General features: G+C 68.5%; 17 protein-coding genes. 9 read left to right on the top strand and 8 right to left on the bottom strand.

Translation table 11 applies throughout. The annotated features are described in order from the left end of the window. Positions 1 to 72 precede the first annotated feature (72 nt). The 4 genes from JHL17_RS18430 to JHL17_RS18445 all read right to left on the bottom strand — a co-directional run bounded on the left by JHL17_RS18430 (position 73) and on the right by JHL17_RS18445 (position 3,285). A complete protein-coding gene (locus JHL17_RS18430; protein ID WP_200195228.1) occupies positions 73 to 780 on the bottom strand; it encodes an alpha/beta fold hydrolase in 708 nt (235 codons plus the stop codon). A gap of 106 nt (positions 781 to 886) precedes the next feature. Next, on the bottom strand, positions 887 to 1,405 hold the full coding sequence (locus JHL17_RS37130; RefSeq protein ID WP_200195230.1) for a GNAT family N-acetyltransferase: 519 nt from the start codon (positions 1,403 to 1,405) through the stop codon (positions 887 to 889). Beyond that, positions 1,402 to 2,052 carry a glutathione S-transferase family protein gene (locus tag JHL17_RS18440; RefSeq protein WP_200195232.1) on the bottom strand — a complete coding sequence of 217 codons (651 nt, stop codon included), beginning with the start codon at positions 2,050 to 2,052 and terminating at the stop codon, positions 1,402 to 1,404. The genes JHL17_RS37130 and JHL17_RS18440 overlap by 4 nt, the downstream gene beginning before the upstream one ends. A gap of 75 nt (positions 2,053 to 2,127) precedes the next feature. Further along, a complete protein-coding gene (locus JHL17_RS18445; protein WP_200195235.1) occupies positions 2,128 to 3,285 on the bottom strand; it encodes a GGDEF domain-containing protein in 1,158 nt (385 codons plus the stop codon). Between the two features lie 39 nt (positions 3,286 to 3,324). Between JHL17_RS18445 and JHL17_RS18450 the strand changes: the two genes are divergently transcribed. The 5 genes from JHL17_RS18450 (at position 3,325) to JHL17_RS18470 (ending at position 7,764) form a co-directional block, all read left to right on the top strand. Beyond that, complete coding sequence (locus tag JHL17_RS18450; RefSeq protein WP_200195236.1) at positions 3,325 to 3,684, top strand: hypothetical protein; 360 nt, start codon at positions 3,325 to 3,327, stop codon at positions 3,682 to 3,684. Positions 3,685 to 3,699: 15 nt separating this feature from the next. Then, positions 3,700 to 5,091, top strand: coding sequence for a leucyl aminopeptidase family protein (locus tag JHL17_RS18455; RefSeq protein ID WP_200195238.1), 1,392 nt, complete (start codon positions 3,700 to 3,702; stop codon positions 5,089 to 5,091). 211 nt (positions 5,092 to 5,302) lie between these two features. Continuing rightward, positions 5,303 to 6,325 carry a flagellar motor switch protein FliG gene (gene fliG / locus JHL17_RS18460; protein ID WP_200195240.1) on the top strand — a complete coding sequence of 341 codons (1,023 nt, stop codon included), beginning with the start codon at positions 5,303 to 5,305 and terminating at the stop codon, positions 6,323 to 6,325. 81 nt (positions 6,326 to 6,406) lie between these two features. Further along, positions 6,407 to 7,264, top strand: coding sequence for an AraC family transcriptional regulator (locus tag JHL17_RS37895; protein WP_345773836.1), 858 nt, complete (start codon positions 6,407 to 6,409; stop codon positions 7,262 to 7,264). Between the two features lie 44 nt (positions 7,265 to 7,308). Then, complete coding sequence (locus JHL17_RS18470; protein WP_247893642.1) at positions 7,309 to 7,764, top strand: DUF2000 domain-containing protein; 456 nt, start codon at positions 7,309 to 7,311, stop codon at positions 7,762 to 7,764. A 103-nt stretch (positions 7,765 to 7,867) separates the two neighbouring features. On the opposite strand, the gene JHL17_RS18475 is transcribed toward JHL17_RS18470, so the two are convergent. The 3 genes from JHL17_RS18475 to JHL17_RS18485 form a co-directional block, all read right to left on the bottom strand. Next, complete coding sequence (locus JHL17_RS18475) at positions 7,868 to 9,403, bottom strand: SPASM domain-containing protein (RefSeq protein ID WP_200195242.1); 1,536 nt, start codon at positions 9,401 to 9,403, stop codon at positions 7,868 to 7,870. A gap of 105 nt (positions 9,404 to 9,508) precedes the next feature. Further along, the gene (locus JHL17_RS18480; protein ID WP_200195244.1) at positions 9,509 to 10,705 is read right to left on the bottom strand and encodes a sensor histidine kinase; all 1,197 of its coding nucleotides are present in this window, start codon (positions 10,703 to 10,705) and stop codon (positions 9,509 to 9,511) included. Between the two features lie 69 nt (positions 10,706 to 10,774). Then, positions 10,775 to 11,287 carry an arsenate reductase/protein-tyrosine-phosphatase family protein gene (locus JHL17_RS18485; RefSeq protein ID WP_200195246.1) on the bottom strand — a complete coding sequence of 171 codons (513 nt, stop codon included), beginning with the start codon at positions 11,285 to 11,287 and terminating at the stop codon, positions 10,775 to 10,777. Between the two features lie 108 nt (positions 11,288 to 11,395). Between JHL17_RS18485 and JHL17_RS18490 the strand changes: the two genes are divergently transcribed. After that, positions 11,396 to 12,136: an NAD-dependent deacylase gene (locus JHL17_RS18490; RefSeq protein ID WP_200195248.1), complete on the top strand. Its 741-nt coding sequence runs from the start codon at positions 11,396 to 11,398 to the stop codon at positions 12,134 to 12,136. 4 nt (positions 12,137 to 12,140) lie between these two features. Next, entirely contained in the window at positions 12,141 to 12,755 is a 615-nt protein-coding gene (locus JHL17_RS18495; protein ID WP_200195277.1) for a uracil-DNA glycosylase family protein, read from the top strand. 289 nt (positions 12,756 to 13,044) lie between these two features. On the opposite strand, the gene JHL17_RS18500 is transcribed toward JHL17_RS18495, so the two are convergent. Continuing rightward, positions 13,045 to 13,395 (bottom strand): metallopeptidase family protein, encoded by a 351-nt coding sequence (locus JHL17_RS18500; protein ID WP_200195250.1) that lies wholly within the window; start codon positions 13,393 to 13,395, stop codon positions 13,045 to 13,047. Between the two features lie 141 nt (positions 13,396 to 13,536). Here JHL17_RS18500 and JHL17_RS18505 point away from each other — a divergent pair, with 141 nt between their 5' ends. Both JHL17_RS18505 and JHL17_RS18510 read left to right on the top strand, forming a co-directional pair. Next, complete coding sequence (locus JHL17_RS18505) at positions 13,537 to 13,839, top strand: 4a-hydroxytetrahydrobiopterin dehydratase (RefSeq protein WP_200195252.1); 303 nt, start codon at positions 13,537 to 13,539, stop codon at positions 13,837 to 13,839. Between the two features lie 90 nt (positions 13,840 to 13,929). After that, positions 13,930 to 14,241 (top strand): polyhydroxyalkanoic acid system family protein, encoded by a 312-nt coding sequence (locus JHL17_RS18510; RefSeq protein ID WP_200195254.1) that lies wholly within the window; start codon positions 13,930 to 13,932, stop codon positions 14,239 to 14,241. Positions 14,242 to 14,462 lie beyond the last annotated feature (221 nt).

Here is a 14,462-nt window from a genome sequence, read left to right on the forward strand (position 1 = left end):
ACGGCGCGCCATCCGGCAGGACGGCGCGCCGTTTCCCGTTTCGACGGGCCGAAACGATGGATCGCGGCCGGCTCAGCCGGCCATGGTGCTTTGGACCGCCTCCAGGATGACGGCCGCCACCGCGTCGGGCTGCGACAGCAGGGAGAGGTGGCTCGCCTTCAGCTCGGTGGTCCTGGCGTTCATCCGCCGGGCGAACTCCCGTTCGAGCTCGACGCTGACGACCCGGTCGTCGGCCGAGACGATGTACCAGCTGGGGCGGCTCTCCCAGGCGGCCTGGGTGACCTTCTCGCCGAAGGTGCCGGCGGGCAGCGGCGGCTGGAGCACCGCGAGCACGCGGGCCTCGGCTTCGGGAAGGTCCGAAGCGACATCCTCGATCCAGCCCTCGACGCTGAGCTTGAGGTTGCCGGCGCCGTCATCCTGAATCTTTCCCAATCCCGGAGGCGGCGGATAGGCGCCCACCAGTTCGCCGAGCGTCTCGCCGGCCTTGGGCGCGAAGGCCGCCACATAGACCAGCGCCTTGACCTTGGGATCGTTGCCGGCTTCGGTGATCACCGCCCCGCCCCAGCTGTGCCCCACCAGCACGACGGGTCCCTCGACGGCGTCGAGCGCCTGCCTCGTGGCCTTCACGTCGTCGATGAGCGAACTCGTCGGGTTCTGCACCGCGACGACGGGAAGGTTCTTCTCAAGCAGGAGCGGGATGACCCGCTGCCAGCTTGAGCCATCGGCCCAAGCGCCGTGAACGAGGACGATCGTGGGCATCGGGGTCGGCGGATTGCTCATGCACAGGCTCCTTCGTGAAGTCCATGCTGCGGAGTTTAGGGGCGGCCCCGCTGAGCGCTCTTGCCGGATTCAGGCATTCCTGGTCGGTTCTGCCGCAGATCGCACGCTACAGGTTCCGCGCCATCACGATGCTGTCGAAGGTGTTGCCGGGCGTCACCTCCACCGTCAGCCGCCGCCCGGTCGCCACGAAGCCGGCCGAGGCATAGAACTCCTCCGCCACCAGACTGGCGTAGCACAGCATCCGCCGCGCTCCCGCCGCCGCGGCATCGGCAAAGCAGCGGTCGAGCAGCGCCCGCCCGACACCGCGGCGCAGCCAGCCGGGATGGGTGGCGAAATGCCGGACATGGGCCAATCCCGGCTGCGGCGGCCGCATCGGCTCGCCCGGCCAGTCGATGCTCCAGCCGCCGCAGCCGACCGGCATGCCGTCGCCGGTCTCCGCCAGATAATAGGTGCCGGCCCCCAGCAACGCCGGATTGGACCGGGTGATGACGGGCAGAACCCGCTCCATCACCGCCGGCGGATAGCCCGCCGCCATCAGGACCGGGTAGGAGGCGGCGAGCACCGAATCCACCGCTCCGGCATCCTGCGGCCGGGCCGCCCGCACCGTGAAGGCGGGACCGTTCACGGCTCGAATTCCCACGGTTCGGCCTTGGCGGCGGCGATCCAGTCCCGCATCGCCGGCAGGGCCATCACGGCGTCCATATAGGCGCGCGACCCGGGCGACACCGCGACGCCATAGGTCTCCAGCCGCGTCACCACCGGAGCGAACATCGCGTCGGCGATGGTGAAGGCGCCGAACAGGAAGGGGCCGCCCGCCGGGCTGCCGAAACGGCTGCGGGCATCGGCCCACAGCGCTTCGATCCGGGCGATGTCGGCGGCGGTCGCCTCGGTCATGCCCTGGCCCTTGCGGTCGCTCTTGAGGTCCATCGACATGGTGGTGCGCAACGAGGCGAAACCGGAATGCATCTCCGCCGACACCGACCGCGCCACCGCCCGCGCCGTGCGGTCCGCCGGCCACAGGGTGGCCTCGGGCGCCAGTTCCGCCACATATTCGCAGATCGCCAGCGAATCCCAGACGGTCAGCCCACCATGGAGCAGGGTGGGCACGCGACCCGACGGCGAATGGGCGGCGATGCGGGCGGCGGTGTCCGGCTGGCGCAGGGGGACGACGGTTTCGGCAAAGGAAAGCCCGGCCTGCCTGAGAGCCAGCCACGGGCGCAGCGACCAGGACGAATAGGTCTTGTTCCCCATCACCAGGGTCAAATCGGACATCGGGCTGCACCTCTCGCACGGGAGCGGAAAATGGAAGCGGCGGATCGCGCATCCACGCGACCGACCCTCCCCTTCTTACGCCGGCACGAGGCCGTGCGGAACCCTCGGCGCCTGCGCGACGCAGTTGCGTCCGCCGCGCTTGGCGTCGTAGAGCGCCATGTCGGCGGCATGGACGAGGTCGGGCCAGGTCTCTCCCAGCCGGAAGACCTGGGCGACGCCGATGCTGGCCGTCACCCCCAGGACGGTTCCCTGATGCTGGAACGGGATCGCCTGGATGGCTTCGCGGATCCGCTCCGCGACCGGCAGCGCATCGGCTGTCCGCAGTTCCGGCAGGAACAGCAGGAACTCCTCCCCGCCCATCCGCGCCAGCACGTCGTCGGAGCGCTTCAGGTTCCTCAGCGTCGCCGCTACGGCGACCAGGACGGTATCGCCGGCGGCATGGCCGAACCTGTCGTTGATCCGCTTGAAATGGTCGAGGTCGATGCAGAAGACGGTGTCGCCGGGACGCAAATGGCCGGGCACCATCCGCTCCAGCCAGCGGCGGTTGCCGATGCCGGTCAAGCTGTCCAGCTCCGCCATCAGGCTCAGCTTGCGCTCCGCCCGGTCGGTCGCGACGCTGTAGATCAGGATCGCGATGGCGAAATTGCCCAGGATCTGAACGAAGAACTCCAATGCCAGCCAGGGCACGAAGTCCGCGACGAAGAGGATGACCCCGGCCCCCATCAGGAACGACGCTCCGCTGAGCGCCAGGACCGCTTCCAGCGGCCGACAGGACGGCAGCTGCTCCACCCGCCGGAGCCGGGTCACGGTCCGCGCCGCCAGCATCAGGCAGAGCGCCGCATTCAGATGGAAGACGGTGGCGCGAAGCTGGTTGTCCAAATGGAAGCCGGTGAGACAGGCAGCGATCCACAATGGAATGGAACAGACCGCCAGCAGGCGCCACGCGCGGGGCAGGCGCCCGGACCTGAGACGCTCGATCCCCACCGCCAGCAGGCCATGCCCGGCCACACCGAGTGAAAGGCTGGCCAAGGTCCAAACCGTCTTCGGCAGCATGGCCTGCTCGCCGAAGCTGGCCAGGACACTGCCGGCTCCCACCAGGGAAAATGCCGCCGCCAGCGTGCCGAACCCCGAGGATGCGGAACGGCGATGCCGCGCGAGCAGGAACACGGCCGCCCCCACCAGAAGTGAAGACTGGTACAGGAACAGCACGGTGGCGATGTCGAGCACAATCATGGAATGCAACGCCGGTTGAACGGACCAAGACGTTATAGCGTGAACATGGCCATCGTTGAACAGGGTGATGACGGAATGGCAGAAGCTCCGAAATATCGGACGAACCGTTCAAGTGCTCCGAAAAAGATCAGCACATGCCGGTATTTTGCCAAATTCCCTTACACCATGAGGAAATATTCCACCCTTCGCGTATCCCTGATGTTTCCTTGCTTCGTTCAGAAAACCGCACCCGAGGCCATGCCCTCCGGCGGTCTTGCAACCACCGCCTTCTCCAGATGCGCCCCCGCCGGAGGCTTCTCCGAAGCCGAGCCGTTTCAAGCACCCCCTTTCCAGCCGGCGCCCGGCGCGCCATCCTTGGGGGACGGGCATCCGCATCGGATGCGCGACATGATCTCGTGAGAAGGATTTCCCGTCTTGCTCGCCACCCTGCTTGCCGTCGACGGCCCGGACACCGTCGCCCTCACCCCCGTGACCAAGGCCGGGCTGGCCGACTGGCTGTCGGCGCAGTCGCCGGCCGTCGCCTCCTGGGTCAAGGCGGTGGGCTTCACCGGCGAGGCCGGATCGACCGTCTTCCTGCCGGGACCGGACGGCGCCGTCGCCCATGTGCTGGCCGGCGTGTCGGCCGTCGACGATCTGTGGGCCTTCGCCGGCCTGCCGTCTTCCCTGCCGGCCGGCTCCTACCGGATCGACAGCAAAATCGAGGGCGCGCTGGACGCGCGGGCGGCGACGCGGGCGGCGCTGGGCTGGGCGCTCGGCAGCTACCGCTTCAGCCGCTACAAGAAGCAGCCTGAGAAAGGCTTCGCCAATCTGGTCTGGCCGGCGGAGGCCGACCGCGGCGAGGTCGAGCGGGCGGCGACCGCCACCTGGCTGGTGCGCGATCTGGTGAACACCCCGGCCTGCGACATGGGACCGGCGGAGCTGGCCCAGGCGGCGCAGGATCTGGCGGTGGAGTTCGACGCGGCGGTCGAGGTGATCGTCGGGCAGGATCTGCTCGACCGCGACTATCCCGCCATCCATGCCGTCGGCCGCGCCAGCCCGCGGGCACCACGGCTGGTCGACCTGCGCTGGGGCAACCCGGACCACCCGAAGGTCACCATCGTCGGCAAGGGCGTCTGCTTCGACACCGGCGGGCTGGACCTGAAGCCGTCGTCGGGCATGCTGATGATGAAGAAGGACATGGGCGGCGCCGCCCATGCGCTGGCGCTCGGCCGCATGATCATGATGGCCGGATTGCCGGTGCGGCTGCGCGTTCTGGTGCCGGCGGTGGAGAATGTCGTCTCCGGCGACAGCTTCAAGCCGCTGGACGTGCTGAAGACCCGCAAGGGACTGACGGTGGAGGTCGGCAACACCGATGCCGAGGGACGCCTGATCCTGTGCGACGCGCTGGCGGAAGCGGATTCGGAGAAGCCGGATCTGCTGATCGACTTCGCCACCCTGACCGGCGCCGCCCGCGTGGCGCTCGGCCCGGACCTGCCGGCGCTGATGTGCAACGACGACCAACTCGCCAACGACCTGACGGAAGCCGGGACCGCGGTCGACGACCCGATGTGGCGGCTGCCGCTGTGGGCGCCCTACCGCAAGGGGCTCGACAGCAAGGTGGCGGACATCAACAACGTCACCACCAACGGCTTCGCCGGTGCCATCACCGCCGGGCTGTTCCTGCAGGAATTCGTGTCGAAGGGCACGTCCTGGGCGCATCTGGACACCTATGCCTGGAACGGATCGGCCCGTCCCGGCCGTCCGGAAGGCGGCGAGGCGCTGGGCCTGCGCGCGGCCTATGCGGTGATCGCCAAGCGCTTCGGCTGACCTCCGCAGCGGCCCTCCACAGCCAAAGGGGGCGGAAGACGGGATGCGAGGCGGGGAATCGGCTAAAAACTGTCCCCGTCCTTCGCCCGCGAAGGGATGGAATGCCCGGGAGGATCGTATTACAACGGAAGAATCGAGAACCGGACGCGTAAGAATGAACCGCCCGCAGGTTCGACTTCGGCGGTGACGGCGGATTGGCGGAGGCGGACAGATGGCTTTGAAGGTTCGCGAGGACTACCGGACCCTCACCGGCCCGGAAAAGGCCGCCATCATGATGCTCGCGCTCGGCGAGGAGCATTCGTCCAAGCTGTTCGCCATGATGGGCGACGAGGAGATCAAGGAGCTGTCCCAGGTGATGGCGAACCTGGGCACCGTGTCGGCCAACCTGATCGAGCGCCTGTTCGTCGAGTTCGCCGAGCAGATGTCCGCCACCGGCTCGCTCGTCGGCTCCTTCGATTCGACCGAGCGCCTCCTGCTGAAGACCCTGCCCAAGGACAAGGTCGACCAGATCATGGAGGAAATCCGCGGTCCGGCCGGCCGGACGATGTGGGACAAGCTGGCGAACGTCAACGAGTCGGTGCTGTCCAACTACCTGAAGAACGAGTATCCGCAGACCGTCGCGGTGGTCCTGTCCAAGATCCGTCCCGAACATGCCGGCCGGGTCCTGGTCCAGCTGCCGGAAAGCTTCGCGATGGAGGTCATCATGCGCATGCTGCGCATGGAGGCGGTGCAGAAGGAGGTGCTGGACGACGTCGAGCGCACGCTGCGCACCGAGTTCATGACCAACCTCGCCCGCACCAGCCGGCGCGACAGCCACGAGATGCTGGCGGAGATCTTCAACGGGCTGGACCGCACCACCGAGCACCGCTTCATGGCGGCGCTGGAGGAGCGCAACCGCGACAGCGCCGAGCGCATCAAGTCGCTGATGTTCACCTTCGAGGATCTGTCGAAGCTCGACCCCAGCGGCGTCCAGACGATGCTGCGCACGGTGGACAAGCAGAAGCTGGGCACTGCGCTGAAGGGGGCGTCGGAAACGCTGAAGGACCTGTTCTTCACCAACATGTCGGAGCGCGCGGGCAAGATCCTGCGCGAGGACATGGCGGCCATGGGTCCGGTGCGCGTCCGCGACGTCGACGAGGCGCAGATGTACATGGTGCAGATGGCGAAAGATCTGGCCGCCCGCGGCGAGCTGGTCCTTGCCGAAAGCGGCGGCGAGAACGAACTGATCTATTGATCGGGGCCATTGATCGGAGGGTTGGCCGCTTGGCAACCCAGTGGCGCCCCATCAGCGGCGATCCCGTGACGGAGAGGATTCGTGGGTGAGAGTGCGGGGGAAAAGGGCGACTGGGTGGCGGTGCGCCGCGATGCGGAGACCGGCATCGAGACCATCCGCGCCCATTTCCGCGGCCATGCCTATGACCTGCACGACCATGACGAGCTGTTGGTCGGCATCACCGAGCAGGGGGTGCAGGCCTTCCGCTGCCGGCGGCGGCTGCACACCAGCGTTCCCGGCCGCGTCATCCTGATCGAACCCGGCGAGGCCCATGACGGCCACAGCCCGGGGGAGGACGGCTTCACCTATGCCATGCTCTACCTGCCGGTGCCGCTGCTGGCCGCGCGCAGCGATGCGCTGCGCAGCCTGATACCGCGGGGCTCGGGCGTGGCTCTGGGCTTCCGCGACACGCTGGCCGACGATCCCGGCCTCGCGGCGGCGATCCGGTCCGCCTTCCTGGCCCTGCACCGGCGCGAGGGGAAGCTGGCCCGCGACCTGTCGGTGGACCGGCTGGCGGCGAGGCTGGCCGGCCATCTGGAACCGCCGCAGGACCACCATCGGCCACCGCGTCCCGACCGTGCCGCCGCCCTGGCCCGCGACCTGCTGCATGCCCGGATGGGCGAGGATGTCGGGCTGGACGCGCTGTCCGAAGCGGCCGGCATCGACCGGTTCCGGCTGAACCGCGCCTTCCGCGCCGCCTTCGGCCTGTCGCCGCACGCCTATCTGGTCCGGCTGCGCCTGCGCGCCGCCCGGCGCCGGCTGGCGGAGGGCGAGGCGCCTGCCCTGGTCGCGGCGGAGGTCGGGTTCGCCGACCAGAGCCATCTCGGCCGCTGGTTCCGCCGCGCCTATGGCCTGACGCCGGCCGCCTACCGCGATCTGTGCACGAACGTTCCAGACTGAGGCGCGATCCTCCGGCATCAGGGATGGCGAAGGAGACACTTGCCATGCCCGACAGCCTGATGCCTGAAAACACCACCTCCGATGAGCCCATTCGCTTCGACACCAAGGTTGCGCTGGTCGTCCGCGCCGACCTGGCCGTGTGGCAGAAGCTGAACGTCGCCGCCTTCCTCGCCACCGGCATCGCCGCCGCGGCCCCCGACGCGCTGGGCGAGGCCTATGTCGACGGTGCCGGCCGCCGCTATGGCCGGATGCTGGGCCAGCCGATCATGATCTTCGCCGCCGACGGCGACCAGCTGCGCGCCGTCCGCGACGCCGCCCTGGAACGGGGGCTGACTCTGGTGCCCTATGTCGCGGCGATGTTCGCCACCGGCCACGACGCCGCCAACCGCGCCGCCTTCCAGGCCGAGGATGCGGCTGTGCCCGATCTGGTCGGGCTGGCCCTGCGCGGGCCGAAGAAGGCGGTCGACAAGACGGTGAAGGGGCTCGCCCTGCACGGCTGAGCGCACGTTCGGCAAAAGGCCGAAACACGGTCCGGTCGAGCGGTGCCGAAGCGTCCCTTTGTTGATCCGATCCAAACTCCCGGTTTTTCCTGTGCTTCACGCTTCAGTGGGTAGCGCCCGATGCGTCGGACTTCCGCCGGGCACGGTGCTGCAGGTAGCTGTCAGCGTCGCGCGGGTCGCGGTAGATCGGACATGTGCGGCAGGCGGCCGGGGGCTCGGCGGAGTTCACCGCCAGACGGAACGCCTGATAGGCCGGGCCGTTCCACAGCTCTTCCATGGATGTCTCCCGGAGGTTGCCCATCCGCGTCCCAGGAATGCAGCAGGCCATGACGTCACCGTTGCCCAGCACAACCGCCGAACGCCACGGTTCGGGGCAGGCCCCCCGGCCGGCACGTGCGGGAACCGCGTCGAAAGGCCCTTGGATTTCCAGCTTGATGCCAAGCTCGGCCGCCAACGCCACCGCCATCCCCCATATCTCGGCGTAGCGGGCCTGGTCGAACCATAGGGACTCGGCCTCCATATCCGCGGTGTAGGCCTCCAGATGGCGGCATTGGACCACATCGAAACCAAGCCCGGCGGCCAGCCGGATGAAGGACAGCAGTTCGTCCAGATTGCTGCGCATCAGCGTGAAGCCGAGGAGCAGTGCCGGCTGCCGGCGTGATCCGCGCGCGTCGGAGAGCCGGCGAAGATTGATCAGAACCTCGTCGAGCGGCGGCGCTCCGCGCCGGATGCGGCGGTAGGTGACGTCGGTTGCGGCGTCCAGCGATACGTTGAGAGACTGCAGCCTGGAAGCAAGCAGCCGCTCGCATGCGTCCTGCGACAGGTGTATGCCATTGGTGTTGACGTGGAACGGCACATTCAGGCCGATGATGAAGTCCAATTCGCCGCCGAACCGGTGGTCGGCCCAAAGGATGTCGCCGCTATAGTCGGTGTCCACCGCGCGTAGCCAGCCGCGGCGGCTCCATTCACGGATGGAGTCGCGCAGCTTGTCGTCCAAACGGGCGACCGAGGCGCGCGTTTCCCGAGAAATGCAATGGACGCAGTTCAAATTGCACTGTGTCACCGGGCTGAGCAGCAGACCGGGCGGAACCGGCCCGTCGGCTGACGGCGGCGAATGACCGAGTTCCGCCATCAGTCCGTACCCGCCCTGGTGCTCGCCATTGACGAAGCAGGCCACATGTCCAGCCAAGCGGCGCGCGCCGCTGTGCAGCCAGACCGTCAGCGCGTTGCCCATCGCCGCGTCGGGGGATTCCAGCACCAGCGCGAAGCTTCGCCCAGCGGCCTGCGGAATGGTGATCAGCCGGAAATCTTGAAAGGCGTTGTCAATGATCAGCGTGCCATCGAGATCCATCCGGCCCACGAGCCATGCGGCGGGCAGGTCGCCCATCGCCACCTCGGTCTCCCCGCCCGGAGGCAACGCATAGAGAGATAGGATCAATCGGCAATCGCGGACACCGGCATAAGTGGCCAGCAGCGGCGATATCGACGAGAGATGGTCGGCAGCGGGACGGAAGACCTGGACGACCTTGCGCCCACCAACGATTTCCCCGGCTGGACGCTGTTCCGGCAGGGTAGCCGCAGGTTCCAGAAACAGGCGACTGCGGCGGACCGCGGAAAGGATGTTGCCGATGACCCCCATGGACACTCTACCTCCGGAAGCGAAGCCGGAAATAAGATAGCGTCATGCAGGCAGAAATGAGAAGCAGGGGGGCGGACGGGCGGCCATGCAGGCAACCTCCGCCCGTCAAAGTTCCTGCGGCATGGTGATCGTCACCGTCGTGCCGGTCCCCGGCGCGCTGTCGAAGGCGATGCGGCCGCCGAGCGGGCCGGTCACCGTGTTGAACACCACCGCCAGCCCCAGCCCCTTGTGCCCGCGGCCGCGGGCGGTGGTGAAGAAGGCGTCGGTCAGGGTCGGCAGGTTCCTGGCCGGGATGCCGACGCCGCGGTCGCGGACGGTCAGGCTCCAGGCCGGCACCGCGTCGAGCGTCGCCGGTTCCACCGTGACCTCCACCATGCCGGGACCGCCGCCATAGCCATGGGCGGCGGCATTGGCGAACAGATGGTGCAGCACCCGCTCCAGATGCGGGGCATAGCCGATCCAGGGACAGGCGGCCCCCGGCGCGACCCCGATGGTCAGCGGCAGGTCCGGATGCTGGACGGCGAACAGGCCCGCCGCCTCCTCCGCCATCTGGCGCAGATCCAGCGCCTCCAACGGCTCGGCGTTCTGGCAGGCGGCGATGGCCGAGAAGGCTTCCACCAGTTCCACCGCGCGGGCGAGGTTGGCGCCGAGCAGGGCGGCCGGTTCCCGCAGATCCTCGGTGGCGAGCGGGCCGTTGCCGGCCCGGGCCAGATCCTGCAGGTGGCTGGCGGCGGTGACGCAGACGCCGAGCGGCGTGTTCAGCTCATGGGCCAGCCCGGTCACCGCCTGGGTGATGGCGCGCTGGCGGGCCAGCACCGATTCGGCGATGCGGGTGCGCCGCTCCAGATCCTCGCGCACCACCCGTTCCGACACCTCGCGGATCATGTGGCTGAGCTTGCGCAGCAGCTTCGCCAGCAGATCGGGCGACGGGGAGATCAGCGCCAGGAACAGGTCGCGTTCCAGCTCGAACACCGTCACCGCCGTGGCGGCGACCACCGAGGCCGACCGGGCGCCGCCGTCGATCAGCGCCATCTCGCCGAAACAATCGCCAGCGCGGCGGAATCCGACCTCCACCTGGCTGCCGAAGGGGTCGTCGCGCAGCACCCGTACCGTGCCGGCCAGCAGGACGTAGAGCGAGCCGGCGCTGTCGCCCTCGCGCATCAGCACCGTGCCGGCCGGGGCGTCGAACACCCGCCCCCGCAAGGCCACGGCCGCGCGCTCCTCCGGCGTGAAGGCCTCGAACAGGACGATGCCGTCGAGGATCCCGCCGGGCGAGGTGGTGCCGGTGGCTGCGCTGGTCATGACCGAAGGGTGCTCCGACTGGGCTTTGTCCCGGCAGCATAGACAAAGCAACCGGGGTGCAGCGACACGTTAACCGATGCCTTCGCGAATCGGAAACCCGCATTCGCGCGACAGGCGATCCAGCAATCCGCGCGCGCCGGCCTCGCACAGGTCGAGCACCTGCTCGAAACCGTCGGGCCCGCCGTAATAGGGATCGGGCACGTCCTGCCCGGTCTCCTCACAGCCTGCCGGCCCGGCGGCATCGTCCAGGAAGAGACGCAGAGCCGCGGGGGAACCCGGCGGGGCGATGCGGCGCAGCTGGGCCAGATGGCCGCTGTCCATCGCCAGGATATGGTCGAAACGGCTGAAATCGGCTGCCGCCACCTTGCGGGCGCGCAGGGAGGACAGGTCGATGCCGCGGGCCAGCGCCGCGCGCCGGGTGCGCGGATCGGGCGGCTCGCCGACGTGATAGCCGTGGGTGCCGGCTGAATCGGCGATCACACAGGCGCCGAGACCGGCGCGCTCGGCCAGATGGCGGAACACCCCCTCCGCGGTGGGCGAGCGGCAGATGTTGCCCGTGCAGACGAACAGGACCTTGACCACCTGCGGTATCCCCCTTCCTTGCGTTCAGCGGCTTTACTTCCGGGCGTGACGAGCGTACGCCGCAGCAGTGTTCCACATGACCGGTTTCCGAACCGCTAAGGAGATCCCATGCCCTCTCCCGCGCTGACCAACCGCCTGCGTCCGACCGACTCGATCGTCATCCTGACCGGGGCCGGGATCTCCAAGGAATCGGGGCTGGACACCTTCCGCTGCGCCGGCGGGATCTGGAGCCAGGTCGATCTAGAGGATGTGGCGACGCCGGAGGGGTTCGCGCGCGACCCCGCCCTCGTCCACCGCTTCTACAACGACCGCCGCCGCGGCCTCGCCGACCCGGCGGTGCAGCCCAACGCCGCGCACGCGGCGCTGGCGGAGCTGGAGCGGCGCTGGGCCGGCGACATCCTGCTGGTGACGCAGAACATCGACGACCTGCACGAGCGCGGCGGGTCCGGTGCGCCGCTGCACATGCATGGCGAGTTGCTGAAGGCCTTCTGCCTGCATTGCCGCACGGTGACGGAGGTGCGGGGCGACCTGTCGGTGCACGACCATTGCCTGGCCTGCGGGCGCAAGGGCGGCATGCGGCCGGACGTGGTGTGGTTCGGCGAGATGCCCTATCACATGGAGCGCATCCAGCGGGCATTGGAGGAATGCGACCTGTTCCTGTCGATCGGCACCTCCGGCCATGTCTATCCCGCCGCCGGGTTCGTGGCGGAAGCGCGGTCGACCGGCGCCTATACGGTCGAGCTGAACCTGGAACCGTCGGAGGGCGCCTCCTATTTCCACAGCTCGATCCACGGTCCGGCCACCCGGGTGGTGCCGGCCTTCGTCCAGGATTTGCTGACGCTTGTCTGATGAGATGGTCCCTGATGAACCGGGTCAGGCCGGTTCGGATCTCGACCGCCTGTTCGCGAAGGCGCGCGCCTGCACGCTGTGCGCGGGCGTGCTTCCCCACGGCTGCCGGCCGGTCCTGCGCGGCAGTTCCACCGCCCGCCTGCTGATCGTCGGGCAGGCGCCGGGCGCGCGGGTGCATGCCAGCGGCATCCCTTGGGACGACGCCTCCGGCGACCGGCTGCGCAAGTGGCTGGCGATGGAGCGCCCCGCCTTCTACGACGAGACGCGGATCGCCGTGGTGCCGATGGGGCTGTGTTATCCCGGGACCATGCCGAAGGGCGGCGATTACCCGCCGCGTCCGGAATGCGCCCCGCTGTGGCACCCGCCGCTGCTCGACGCGCTGTCGGGCGTCCGGCTGACCCTGCTGATCGGACAATATGCCCAGGCGCGCTATCTGGGCGAGCGGCGCAAGGCGACGATGACGGAGACGGTGGCGAGCTGGCGGGACTACGGCCCGGCCTTCCTGCCGCTGCCCCACCCGAGCTGGCGCAACACCGGCTGGCTGAACCGGAACCCCTGGTTCGAGGAGGAGCTGGTGCCGGCGCTGCGCCGCCGGGTGGCCGGGGCGCTGGAGGACTGAACGGCCCCCTGCCCTGCCCTTGTTCCGGGGGAATTTCCGGGGCAATCGCTTGAACGCGACGCGCAGGAGAAAACGATCGACACGGATTTCACGGATTGACGCCGGATCTCACGGAATCGCCCGGTTCGGCGCGGTCCATCCCGGTCGCCATCCCTATGGAGTGACGATCCGGATACGGCCTGATCCGTGCAATCCGTGTCAAAATCCGCGTAATCCGTGTTCCATCTCGCTTCCGACGCCGCGACGCAGCCTTCGGGCGGCAACCTTCGGGCGATGGCCATTCCCCGCCCTACTCCATGGTCTCGATCCGCTCCATGTCCTCGTCGGAGAAGCCGAAATGGTGGCCGATCTCGTGGATCAGGACATGGCGGACGATGGCGGGCAGCTCCTCCCCCGTCTCGCACCAGTAATCGAGGATCGGGCGGCGATAGAGGAAGATCATGTCCGGCCCGCCGCGCAGGTCGGCGACGCTTTGCCGCGTCAGATCCACCCCGCGGTAGAGCCCCAGCAGGTCGAATGGGCTTTCCAGCTCCATCTCCCGCTCGGTATCCTCGTCGGGAAAATCCTCGACATGGATGACGAGGTTCCCCACCGGGGCGAGCAGCTCCGCCGGGATGGTGTCGAGCGACTCTTCGGCCATGCGCTCCAGGTCTTCGACCGTGGGCGGAACCGTATGGGGACCTGAAGGTTTCCGTATCATGCCGCAGAAGGTAGCGAACCGCCGCCCGTTCGCCAAGAAGCTGCGGGCGGCAAAAACGTGACGGAAGAAAGGGAGGTCATCATGTCCGATCGCCTTGTCGGCGTGCAGCGCCAGACGGCACTGAAGGAACTGCACGGCTGGGCGGAGGTGCTGGAGCGCGACGCCATCCGCAAGACCTACCATTTCGCCGATTTCCCGGCAGCCTGGGGCTTCATGAACCAGGTCGCCCTGCTGGCCGAGAAGACCGGCCACCATCCCGAATGGTTCAACGATCTGGGCCGGGTCGAGATGATCCTCTACACCCGCAGCGCCGACGCCGTGACCCAGGCCGACATCGACTTCGCCCACCGGCTGGACCAGATGGCGCCGCCGCACGATCGCTGAGGGACCCAACGCCGGCCACCGGCGTTACCCTTGTCCCGCCGCCGACCGGACGGCGGGACACCCGACCCGTGCAGTGCGGAGCCGCCGACGATGCCGAAGCCCCTGACCCTGTCCATTCCCCACTCGCTCGGCCGGGAGGAAGCCAAGCGCCGGCTGGTCGACGGCATGGGCGAGGCGAGGGCCCGTCTCAGCGCCGTGTCGGCCAGCGTCGACGACAGCTGGACCGACGACCGCCTCAACTTCCGCGTCGTGGCGCTGGCCCAGACCATCGCCGGCCATATCGACGTGCTGGAGGATAGGGTCGAGATGGAGGTGCAGCTTCCCTGGGCGCTGGCCCTGCTGGCCGACAAGATCAAGAACAAGGTGACCCGCCAGGGCACGCTGATGCTGGAGAAGAAGTAGGGGTGGTGGGGGGCGTCGGCTTCGAGTGCCCCCTCCCCGACCCTCCCTCGCTCTCGCGGGAGAGGGAGCAAGTGCTTGATTGCTAAGGCGGCGGCAGTCCCTCCCCTGCGAAGCGCTGCGGCATTCACAGATCTCGCATCCGCGAAGAAAATGCATCCTCTGGTAGCGAGCGGCCCTTCTCCCCTTGCGGGGCGGGATCGGCCAAACGCCAACGGCGTTTT

The sequence above is a fragment of the Azospirillum endophyticum genome (genome assembly GCF_016595245.1).
In the GTDB taxonomy this organism is placed as follows: Bacteria; Pseudomonadota; Alphaproteobacteria; order Azospirillales; family Azospirillaceae; genus Azospirillum; species Azospirillum endophyticum.